Source organism: Lactobacillus helsingborgensis, assembly GCF_003173695.1.
In the GTDB taxonomy this organism is placed as follows: Bacteria; Bacillota; Bacilli; order Lactobacillales; family Lactobacillaceae; genus Lactobacillus; species Lactobacillus helsingborgensis.
This window is the reverse complement of record NZ_CP029545.1, coordinates 1-11,217: the sequence shown is the minus strand read 5'-3', so window position 1 is coordinate 11,217 and position 11,217 is coordinate 1. Positions and strand designations below refer to the sequence as shown.

The 11,217-nt window shown below is 31.5% G+C and carries 7 protein-coding genes; 2 read left to right on the top strand and 5 right to left on the bottom strand.

Going from position 1 to position 11,217, the window contains the following annotated elements; genetic code table 11:
- Positions 1–10: 10 nt before the first annotated feature.
- Together DLD54_RS08800 and DLD54_RS08795 are read right to left on the bottom strand one after the other, a co-directional pair.
- On the bottom strand, positions 11–652 hold the full coding sequence (locus DLD54_RS08800; protein ID WP_038521162.1) for a hypothetical protein: 642 nt from the start codon (positions 650–652) through the stop codon (positions 11–13).
- A 21-nt stretch (positions 653–673) separates the two neighbouring features.
- Entirely contained in the window at positions 674–1,282 is a 609-nt protein-coding gene (locus tag DLD54_RS08795) for an aggregation-promoting factor C-terminal-like domain-containing protein (protein ID WP_038521159.1), read from the bottom strand.
- A 2,070-nt stretch (positions 1,283–3,352) separates the two neighbouring features.
- Between DLD54_RS08795 and DLD54_RS08790 the strand changes: the two genes are divergently transcribed.
- Positions 3,353–3,841 (top strand): helix-turn-helix transcriptional regulator, encoded by a 489-nt coding sequence (locus DLD54_RS08790; RefSeq protein ID WP_109919037.1) that lies wholly within the window; start codon positions 3,353–3,355, stop codon positions 3,839–3,841.
- A gap of 16 nt (positions 3,842–3,857) precedes the next feature.
- On the opposite strand, the gene DLD54_RS08785 is transcribed toward DLD54_RS08790, so the two are convergent.
- From DLD54_RS08785 to DLD54_RS08775, 3 genes are all read right to left on the bottom strand, one after another.
- Positions 3,858–5,486 (bottom strand): ATP-binding cassette domain-containing protein, encoded by a 1,629-nt coding sequence (locus DLD54_RS08785; protein WP_109919036.1) that lies wholly within the window; start codon positions 5,484–5,486, stop codon positions 3,858–3,860.
- Positions 5,487–5,489: 3 nt separating this feature from the next.
- Complete coding sequence (locus DLD54_RS08780; RefSeq protein WP_109919035.1) at positions 5,490–8,081, bottom strand: lipopolysaccharide core heptose(II) kinase RfaY; 2,592 nt, start codon at positions 8,079–8,081, stop codon at positions 5,490–5,492.
- Positions 8,082–8,694: 613 nt separating this feature from the next.
- Positions 8,695–9,543 carry a helix-turn-helix domain-containing protein gene (locus DLD54_RS08775; RefSeq protein WP_109919034.1) on the bottom strand — a complete coding sequence of 283 codons (849 nt, stop codon included), beginning with the start codon at positions 9,541–9,543 and terminating at the stop codon, positions 8,695–8,697.
- A gap of 100 nt (positions 9,544–9,643) precedes the next feature.
- Between DLD54_RS08775 and DLD54_RS08770 the strand changes: the two genes are divergently transcribed.
- Positions 9,644–10,903 carry an MFS transporter gene (locus DLD54_RS08770; RefSeq protein WP_109919033.1) on the top strand — a complete coding sequence of 420 codons (1,260 nt, stop codon included), beginning with the start codon at positions 9,644–9,646 and terminating at the stop codon, positions 10,901–10,903.
- Positions 10,904–11,217 lie beyond the last annotated feature (314 nt).

Genomic DNA, 11,217 nt, shown 5'->3' with positions numbered 1-11,217 from the left:
TTTACTTGTCTTACAGGCTACCAATTAGAAGAACAGGAATATTAGCAAAAACTTCATTATCAATCCATTGCTTCAATTGAGTAATTGATTCTTGAGCCAATTTTTTATCTGAACCCTTTAATTTATTAGCCAATTTTTCGGCAGTGACTAGCTTTTTTGCTATTTTCTCTTTAGAAGTATTAGTGATCATTTCTACTTCGGTTTTTATTAATGGTTTAAGAGATTTTTTATGACCATTTACATTGTATGTCCCGGTTAAAAAATTAGTCCAAAACTTATATTTGCCATTTTGCGACACAATATGAACTAAAGAACCATTTTCTACTGATATAGCGCGATCTATTTTGAATAACATGTTTTTAGCGAAAACTTTTTTAGCATGCTTCAAACTATATTTTTTAAGTAAGCCATTTTTTCTTTGATACAATCCGCCATCAGTAGTAGCTATATTTTTAGCTAACTTGAAAACATAGCCAGCTTTAGTCAGTTTGTTAGACCATGTTTTATCAGACACACCCTGATTATTGACTACAGTATTTGTATCGCTTACGTCAGCTGCTTTAACAGGCACATAATTACTGCTTGTTGCACTAAATATCAAGCTTGCACCAAAAACAGCTGCAAATGCTGCTATACTAAGTGATCTTTTCATTTTTACCCAACCTACTTTGATTTAATACCAGCCATGAGCTTGCCAAAATGCTTTAGCTTTTACCCAACTTCCACTATAACGTTTGTGAATATATATCGTAGCAGCTTTTTCTTGATTAGCTATACTATAGTCGCCATTAAGATATGCTTTATCTAACTGAAAGCGACCGTAATGCGTACCGTTAGAAACATAATAATTGTATCCTGATTCTCTCTTTGCAATCCAAAGTTTAGCTGAACGTTCTGCACTACTTAAACTATCATAATATTTTTTCTTAATACTTGCTGGTACACCATCATAAGGTCCGAACGCCTGAGGTCCTACTACGTTTTCTACAGAGCCAACATTTTGTGGCAAATAAATAGGCGTACCATTAGGTAAGGCTTTATCGGGATCGATATTATCATTTAAAGCTTCAACTACAGACAAATCTAAATTATTATTAATTGCAATTTGTCTTAATGAATCGTTATCATAGTTTGCTACAGGATTTATATCATATTTAGAAACAGGACTTTCTACACTATCACTTGTTGCCTCAGCTTTGACACTTGTTACCGCTAATGGAGTTGCAACTGTCGCAAAGGTTGCAGCAGCAACACCTAATCCAACAACATACTTAAATTTCATAATTAATTCTCCTATAAACGTATATTAAAATATTATAATGATATAATGCCTTAATAAATTAATATTTTAATATCGAGATTATATATCTTTAATTAATTTTATTCAATTATTTATACCTATAAAAATAGCCTAAGATAAAATCTTAGGCCTCACTTTTGTACTACTTAAGTAGTTCGTTAAGAATATCTTTGACGATATTCAACACATCTCGAATTGCGGTAATTACAAGATACAAAAGAATTAGAATTAGAACATCAGACACGTCTTTTCACCTCCTTTATGAGAAGCCAGTCAACTTCTCAAGATAGTGCACTAAACGCGCAGGATTATTTTACCAAATTTTTATTTTCATGATATAATTTTTATAGAATTAGATAACGTCAGACATGTTTAACTAAACGTGTAAGCAGGTTCAGTCACTTGCAAGACGTCTAAGGCGGTCCACAAGGATCGCTTTTTTTATATATTTATTTTTTATTCTCTTCTAACTTACCAACAACAGCTTGCCTAATTTAGCCCCTATTAGCCCCTGTGAGCCGTTTTTTCGCCCCCGGGTATACTTACACCTGATTTTCCACCAAATGGACGACTTCCTAGCAAAAATGACTGTCCCAATTTTTTAAAAGTAAACAAAATCATTCCTCAACTATTTTGCCTACTTTTATTTTTTACCCCCCCGCTCTCCATTACATCTAAAGTGAACCTGGCATTCAGCGGAGCTAAAATACGGTTTTTGATACGATCTTTGCCTTTAGAAGAATGCTGCTCTACCAGGATTTGTAACAATCCCAATGTGGGACTGTCAGCTCCCTTTCACAAACCCAGATGAGGCTTTTGGCTCTACACCAATATTCACAACAGTCCCACGGTGGGATATTTCGCAAAAAAAGTGCTAGCAGGCAGCTGCTGTTAGAAAACGCTTGGCACCGCCAAGCTCTCACCTTACGTTAAGTAAGTGATAGCAGTTTCCCTTATGCTCTTTCCTAGGAATTTGTGAAATTCCAAGGTACAAGCAATAAAACAACTTTTTCCAAACAAATAAACAGCCACAAAAAACCAGGTCAATCTCTTACAAGTAAAACCAAAACACTACTCAACACCCTAACCTACACCTAAACCATAAAAGACTGCTGAGCCAAAATCTACTACGCCAGTTGCTCCACCTAAACCTAAAACAAGATCAAACAATTAACCTAAACTGCCAATTACTGCTCATGGCAGTGGGCAGACTGGCCCCATAAGGTAACTAACATAACCGCAAAGCGGTTAGTTAGGTAATTTCCCCTTGCAATAAGGAGAAGAAACTATCTAACTAACCGCTTTGTCGATCGTTGGTTACTAATCTGGCCACAAAGGACCAGCATACATTTAAGCTAAAAAACGCCCTGCACAGTAGCCGAGCCGTTGTTTTTTGTCGCTCCAAAATATGATCTGAAGGTCTGGGCAACGCCATATGCTAACCCCAGCCAATAGTACCTCGTACTATGTTCTGTCCTTGCTACTGCCGTATGTTCCACTGCTGCCTGCTCGCCTTACGCATGAGTAATTCTGACCAGACAGTAGTCGTCTGTACCGCCCTGACCTGGTTCGCTTAACTGCTGGTCGTCACCGCCACTTGCCCCACTGCCTTCGTTACTGGCTTTCGGAAATAGATTTATTACTTGAGATGGCTCTATTAAACCTGTCCCTTTTTACAACTTTGTCCTGTTGGTTTGTTTGATAACGGAAAAACCTCCGAACTAATTTCTCACTAGCTCGAAGGTTTTAACTTTAATCTCTTGAATTCTAACTTAGATTTGTTATACTAAGTTATGAATTTTCAAAGACTAAAGCTAATTTTCGTACTCGTCCAAAAGTGTTGAATTAGCTTTTTTCTTTGCCTTTTATTGATTTATCAATAAAAGGCTTTTTTTATTTTTCTGATGTTAAGCATAACATAAAATTTAAGAAAAACAGCAAAAAATTTTATTGAGAAGTCAATTCTCCACTCTTTTACATAAATTAGGTTGAACAATTGACCAACTAATTCATACAATAAAACTAAAAGTAGCAAAAAAGGAAAACTGTGCTATGCAAAAAACAATTAAACAACTAGCTGATGAATTACATGTTTCAAAACAAACTATTCGTTATCACCTAAAGTCTTTACCGGTAAATTTTACCGGTAAAGACAACAAAAATCGCATAACCGTAAATGCAATTGGTGCAAGACTTATTAAAGAAAAAGTGGTAAACAAAAGCGGTAATGTTACCGGTAAAAAAGTGCAACAAAAAAGCTCTTTACCGGTAAACGATAATGAGCAATTAAAATTATTATTACAACGAATTGACACGTTAGAACAAACATATCATGAGCAACTCCTCAGCAAAGATCAAGAAATTGCCCGTTTACACGATACACTTGATCAAACACAAAAATTATTAAATCAATCACAGCAATTACAATTAATGGCTGAAAAGAAAATCAACAAACTCAAAGAAATTTCTTCTAACAAAACAAATAAAAGAGCAAGCCGTAAAAAAGGCTGGTGGCATTTAATTATCAATCGTAATGACTGAGCTTTCAGTTTTAATATTAAACATAAATAATCTGATCAAATTTATTTTTATTTTCTGAATGTATCTGATGGCTAACAAACAATACTGTAATATCAGGCTGACTTAAAAAATCATTTTCAACCTTGAGAGCACTATTTTTATCTAAACTACTTGTAGATTCATCAAACAAGAATATTTCTTTTTTACGTAGTAAGCCTCTAGCTAACGCTAAACGTTGCTTTTGTCCACCCGACAAACTAGTACCTCCTTCTCCCACAGATGTATCAAGTTTTTGCGGAAGTTGATTAACAAAATCCAATAAATCTGATTTTTCTAAAGCAGCAGTAAGCTCTTTTTTAGTAAATTTCTGTCCTAATTCTAAATTATAACGAATCGTATCATTAAACAAATATGGTGACTGATCAACATAGATTACCTTATCCCTGATTGCAGAATAACTTATTTTCTGCATTTCAAGTTTATTCAACCGCAAACTTCCACGATACTCTCGCAATTGACCTGATATTAATCTAAGTAATGTACTTTTACCACTACCGGAATCTCCACAAATTGCTACTTTTTCTCCTGCAGTTATCGAAAAAGTTAAGGGTTCAGCAAAAACACTTTTGTTATCTTGATACGAAACTTGTAATTCTTTAGCATCAACATCTATTGGATCACTTATCTCAGCATATTTATCTACTCTAACATTGTTTGAATTATTAATGGTATTGGTATTTTCATTTAAATGATATTTTTCAAATACTGGGTCAAGTGAACGTAATTCTGTCAAAATTGGTGCAGCCGCTGCTAAGGAGTTGAACACATTAAAAGATAAATTCGAAGCTGATGAAAAAACTCCAATAGTTACCATATGTCTAAAAATCAATAAACCCGTCCATAATAATATAAGCATTTGGGCAATAATATTGGATACTTGCGCTATACATGTAGCAAAAGTTGAGATTTTTGCTTGATGAACTTTTACTTTAATCATTTTTAACATAGATGCTGTAATTCGACGTTCTAATTGATACTCTACACCAAAAACTGATAACGTCGAAAAGCCTCTTAAGCAATCATTAATAATATCTAATACATTTGCATTTGCTTTAGTCATTGACAGATTACTAGTTGCCAATTGCTTTCTAACTAATTGGGGTAAAAAAATTGTCAAAACTGTCATTAACAAAATTAATGGTACAAAAGTCCAATGGAATTTAATTAAAGCAATAATAGAAAATAGTGGATCAGTAATAATTTGAATTGACTGAAATAAATTACCAAATCCATTTCCTTCAATTAGGTTCATATCATTGGTTAACCAAGATGAATAAACACTAGTGTCATACTCATTAAATTTTTCTACAGAATACTTTGAAATATGCGAAATAATATCCTGTTTTACATGTAAGCTCAAAAGCTGAATTACTTTTGCTTGTTCAACTAAATTTAAAAATAAAAAGACTGTCATTACAACAAAAAGTAATATATTTAGCAATATATAAGACACAAAAGCTCTAAAATCAAATTTAACTAAGCTATTTAAAATAAAAATATTAAAAATACTATTAGCTACTCTAAACAAAGAGCAAATCACTTGTAAAATAACTACCAGTAAAACACGCAAAGGCTCCTGTCTCACATATTTAAATAGATACTTCATTCGTTAATTTCCTTTCATTATTAAATTTTTAGATAATTCATGTTCCTGTTCATCTGTTAAGTAAAAATCTCTATTCTCACCATTCAATGCATGAAGATCTGAACAAATACTTCCAATTTGTCCTACACCATAGTCCCAACAATTTGTAAACCCAGTTTCATCAAAGAAATCTAATACACTTCTTGATTCATCATAAGACGACACTAAATCAAATTCTATCAACATATTAATATCATTTTTCAACTTAGTGGACTTAACAACCTGGTTATAATCGTTCAAGAAGTCAATTACGCTATTTCTGCCATGACAAATGTTAGATTCAAGCTCAATATAGCCATGTATACAAAATTTATAAATATCATTTAAAGATCTTGCTGCAAAACTATTATTAGTAAGTCTAACAGCTCTTATAAGTGCTATTCCTATTCCACTAGCTCCTTCGCACCATGAGTATTCCAGAGTATCGGTACCCAATAATTTTATTCTGTTTAAATTCTTCATCATAAATTGATCTATTTCATTTAAAATTTCCAAAGCTTTATTTTGAAAATTATATTTTTTAAAATATAATCCTGATACCAATAAAGAATAGGCTTCTCCAGCCAAGCCATGAGCAAAATTTATTTGATTAAAATTGTTTGATTCTATTACATGTACCTTTTTCAATTTCATATATAATCTTTCACCCATTTTCTTGGAATAACTAAAAAGATTTTCATTATTTTGGCAAATTAATGTACGAATTGCTGTATATAATTTCCCAGATATTCCCAAGGCAAAATCAATTTTATGATTATTACAATTTTTTTCCATAGATAAGAAAGCTGTAACTACTTCCTTAAGCTGATTTTTCGTAATTTCATTACGTAAAAAATTATTTCCAGCTTCCCATAGCACTCCAGTATATCCAAATAAATAGCTATCATAATATTCATATTTTTTAAGTGAAGTTAAGCCTGCAACTATTGATCTCCACTTATAATTATTCAAATTAATTGAATTTCCTTTAAAAACATTTATTCCAACAGACCCACTTTGAATTGAAATTGGGCTTGTCATAGTTCCAAAATTTGTAATATTTTTCATATGCTTTGCTAAACCATATTCAGAATATTTAGTTTCTATGGGCAATACTTTTCTTTCAATTGTATTTTTTAACAATGAAATTTTCTCTTTTTTACTAAAATTTTCAAGTGAATACTTTTTACAGTTATCAAAAGTATTTAATTGTTCTGGATCATATTCATCATTAGATAAAATTATATTAAGCAAGTATTTTGCTAAATTAATTATTTTCATTTCTTCAGGATTTAGTTTTTCTGCAATAACTAACTGTCTCATTAAGCAAACAGCACCGTCAAATAAATTATTTGCATGATATTTTGGAACTCTATTAAAAATAATAGTAATAACCGTCACAGCTAAAGAATACACGTCTTCTATTTGTGTTTCGTAACCTTCTTTTTTATAATCCGGAAGATAAAACCTAGTTTGTGCTTCTCGTTTTTGCGGAGTATTTACCGATGCCATGTATTCTAAATCTACTAAGTAGCATTTTTGATTTGAATAAATAAAGTTTGTATTAGTTAAATCTCCTATAATTATTCCTTGTTTATGTAGGCTATAAACAGTTTTAATAAGTGAGCGAATAACTTTCTCCTTGTCCTCTATCTTTATATTTATCAATTGTGGCCCACTTATAAATCTCATTATTTCAACTAGTGTTTTTCCTTGAGAAAATGTTTCAATAAGTTCGGGAATATATGGGCTTTTATTTAATACTTTCATATACTTTATTTCATTATTTAACAATTGCTTCGCACTAAGCTTTTTTGGATTACTACCTACCAATTCATTAGCAGTTTTCATAACGATTGGAACATCATTAATAGTAATACCTTTATATACACCACCTTTGTTTTTTCTAGATAAAATTTCAGAAAAACGATATTTATTCAATTCAGGACAATATACTTTTTTATCCTTATATTTATTTGCTTTAAACGGCCAACTAGTACCTGGTAACATATGGAATGACTTGGTTCTATCATCTGGAATTAGTTTTCCCGTAGGTAATCTAACCAAATCGATTATTTTATTATGCTCTTTATCTCGACAAGTCATCTTTTTAAATGCACCATATCTGAACTGCACACAACTATTTTTAGGTAGTTGAAAATCTGTAAATATCTTTGGTGCAGAATATCTTTGTAATGCTTTATCTAATTTGAAAACAATTAATTTAAATTCTTCAACATTTTTAGGATAAAATGTCATAAATTTATTTGCTTCTGTAACAGATGCATGCGTATCCGATAGCATTTCATATACTTGCCTAGATCTAGCAACCTTAAAGGCACAATTTTCAATACTCAATATTTGTGAAGAAATCAAAAAAACATCTTCTATATCTTTCGATTGAACTGAAAGATGACCTTTCCAACCCGAGTCTGGAACGTCACATTCAATTGGATTAAAATAAATCCAAACATCATCATCAATCACTTTGTAATCTTTAAAATTCATACTTTTAACTAATTCTGTAAATTTATCACTGCTCCGTATCTTTTTTTCCAATTGAATAAAATTATCCATTTATTTATCTCCATAATAAAAATAAAAAAGCCAGTAACATTACAAAAGTATTAAGTAATATACTGGCTCCTATATTATTTCTTTTCCGTGTATCCACAAGTAATCAGACAAGTAAAAGCTTGCTTAGTAAGTGCATTAGGTAATGAGTCCAAGTCTTGAATAGTGCTTACCGAAACGTTCTCCATACTTTCTCACCTCCTTTCTTGTATAAGTACATAATTAATAATGTCGATATCTATATTTCCAAATTTCATCACCATAAATAATACTTTTCATGTTATCGTCTCCTTCAATAAATATTTCTCATCTTTTATTGGTTGCTTTTAGGGTGAACAATAATGATAATAACCGTACGTAATAAATCACTCATGATTTTTCTCTTTCCTTTTCAATTTAAGTTTTAATATCTTTTCTTTTGTAGTTAATTTTTTTTCTGAGGTAGATTTTTCTATCTTCTTTAGAAAAATTCTCTTATTAATTTGTTCAAAATCGTTTATCAGTCATAGTTCTCACTCGCCTTTCCTATTTGTTTGTGACTCTAATATATGACCTTGAGCAAAAAAAAAATAAAAGTGGCATATTTGCTTATAAAAGTCAAATATGCCATTTTCTATTATTCTGTTATCTTCAAAAACTTTGACAATTCATTTCCGTATGATGTCATTCCAGTCAATTTGATATTTTCAATAATCAATTTACATTTTTCTAGACTTGCTTTATCATGCCGCACATGATAATCAATTAAATCTTCTACAAATACCAATACATTTTTATAGAAAAACAATTCTGGCGTAACAATGATTTCATTGGCATTCTTTATAAAAAATTCTAGACCATCATATCGTTTATTCTCTACACAAATAAAAAGTAAGTTTGAAATCATAGCTAAAATTAACGATTGCAGTTCTACATCATTAGTTCCTTTAAATTGCTGCAAAATTCGTTTAGTAATCAATAAGTTGCTGTCTAAATCATATAACTCCATGAAATTAGAATACAATTCTGCGTTAGTTTCATTAAAGTTAACGATACTAAAAATCTTGTTTTTCAATTTGCTTTTGATTTGTTCGTCTAAGCTCTTAAGATCATCATTCAATAATGCTATATACGCTGTAATGAACATTAACTGCTCATCTTTATCTGGTAAATCGCTGTCTTTTATCAAATGACTTATTTTTTCCAAATCACTCTTAGATCCTTGATAATATGCCTCAGTTATTAGCTTATCTACTTCTGATTCCTGATTCTTAACAGATTCCTCCCTACTATCCAAGCTATTCACAAAACTTACTATTGAGACTTGATTATTACGTAGTATTCCAAGCAAATCTTCAGCTGAGATCCGACTTAAATTCTTTTCTACTTTTGCATAGAATGATGGGCTAACTATATTTCCTACCCATTCTTTTTGAGTCTTTTCATGCTCTATCCGATATTTTTTCAACAATTCTCCAATAGTCATAAAGCTCCTCCTATCTATTGCCTGTCAAATATGCCATTTTTATATTTTTAATTATAGTCTAAATATACTTATAGATAACAATAAGCATAGGAGAAAAATTATGGACGTTTTTTTAAGAAATAAAAATTATCGTAAATTTTCCATTGCAGGATTTCTATCCAGTGCAGGAAATATATTGTTTTATTTAGCATTCATGACTTATGCCAGTAAACTTCAAAATTATGCTTTAGCCTTATCATTAATTTCAATTACTGAAGCTATCCCTGATCTTTTAGGAAGCGTTGCTGGCTATATTGCAGATAGAACTCAGAATAAATTTAAAATGATTACTTGGCTAGCAGTCATTCGCTTTATTTTATACATGCTAGTAGGGTTTCTATTTACCCGAAATAACATTGCCGGATGGAATTTGGTATTAATAGTTATTGCAATTAACTTTATTTCTGATTTATCTGGATCATATTCCGGTGGCTTAGAAACTCCAATAATTGTTAATTTAGTAAGTGAGGAAGAAGTTGCTGAAGCCGAAGGATTTACGGGCGGCGTATCATCTATTTTACAAATGCTGGCACAATTTGCTGGATCGGGTTTATTACTATTTATGTCTTATTCTGGCCTAGCAGTAGTCAATGCCCTAACTTTCCTAATTGCTGGTTTAATTTTTGCCAATGTCGGTCATAATTATTATAAAGTTCATTCAGAAGCAACCCAAGAGGCAGTCAATAATCAAAACTTTTTTAAAACTATGATTAATTCCTTTAAGCAGCTCAAGAAAGAAAAAGGCATTTTTACAATACTAATAACTATTGCACTTTTAAACGGCGTACTTGGTGCACTAGAGCCCTTGATCTCAATTATGATTGCTGCTAATAAGACAACCATGATTATTGGCACATTTTCTTTTACAATCGCACTTTTTGGTGCCATTGGTTCAATCGGCGCAGCAATTGGAAGCATTTTAGGTACTAAGTTATTTAAGAGTACTTCTTTATTAATCATCGCCTTAATAGATACTATTTTTAGCGCTGGAATGGTTATAACTATTTTTAGTAAGAATATCATCCTTTGTATGTTTATGTTCTTCTTTCTAGCCTTTTTTGCAGGTACTGCTAGTCCTAAACTTGAACAATGGATTGTTACCTCAGTTGATCGTACAATCTTATCATCAACAATCGGTGCAGTTAATACCATTCTAATTGTTACCAGTCCTCTTGTAACAGCGGTAATTTCTACTATTTCTGCGGCAACTAGCGTTTATTATTCTCTAGGAACACTATTAATCGGAAGTATAATTGTTTTTGGTGTAATTCTACATATAATTCGTAAAACAAATTTGGATAAACAACCAGTAGAAAATTAGCATTAATTAGCCATAATTACGACTATACCAGTGGCAACTTAACATAATGTACATTAAGCGAAGTTGCTACGAAACTTAGTGCTACAAGGCTTCAAACTGCAGCAAAAAAATGTTTGTGAATTTGAAGCCGTATAGCAAAAGGGAAGACTGATTTAACAGCCTTCCCTTTTTTCATTACCTGGTAATTTCACAATTAGACCAATTGCTTCATACCAGCTTATTTGTTACTTTTAATCTTTAACTTTAAATTGCTCCGTATGCTTCGTAAATTAATAAGAAAATCACTTTGATAGCAGCAGTAAATTAAAAACTTG

Bases quoted from the DNA above. Each gene is read 5' to 3' on its own strand.
- DLD54_RS08785 (WP_109919036.1), bottom strand. From the start codon at position 5,486: ATGAAGTATCTATTTAAATATGTGAGACAGGAGCCTTTGCGTGTTTTA.
- DLD54_RS08790 (WP_109919037.1), top strand. From the start codon at position 3,353: ATGCAAAAAACAATTAAACAACTAGCTGATGAATTACATGTTTCAAAA.
- DLD54_RS08770 (WP_109919033.1), top strand. From the start codon at position 9,644: ATGGACGTTTTTTTAAGAAATAAAAATTATCGTAAATTTTCCATTGCA.
- DLD54_RS08775 (WP_109919034.1), bottom strand. From the start codon at position 9,543: ATGACTATTGGAGAATTGTTGAAAAAATATCGGATAGAGCATGAAAAG.
- DLD54_RS08780 (WP_109919035.1), bottom strand. From the start codon at position 8,081: ATGGATAATTTTATTCAATTGGAAAAAAAGATACGGAGCAGTGATAAA.
- DLD54_RS08795 (WP_038521159.1), bottom strand. From the start codon at position 1,282: ATGAAATTTAAGTATGTTGTTGGATTAGGTGTTGCTGCTGCAACCTTT.
- DLD54_RS08800 (WP_038521162.1), bottom strand. From the start codon at position 652: ATGAAAAGATCACTTAGTATAGCAGCATTTGCAGCTGTTTTTGGTGCA.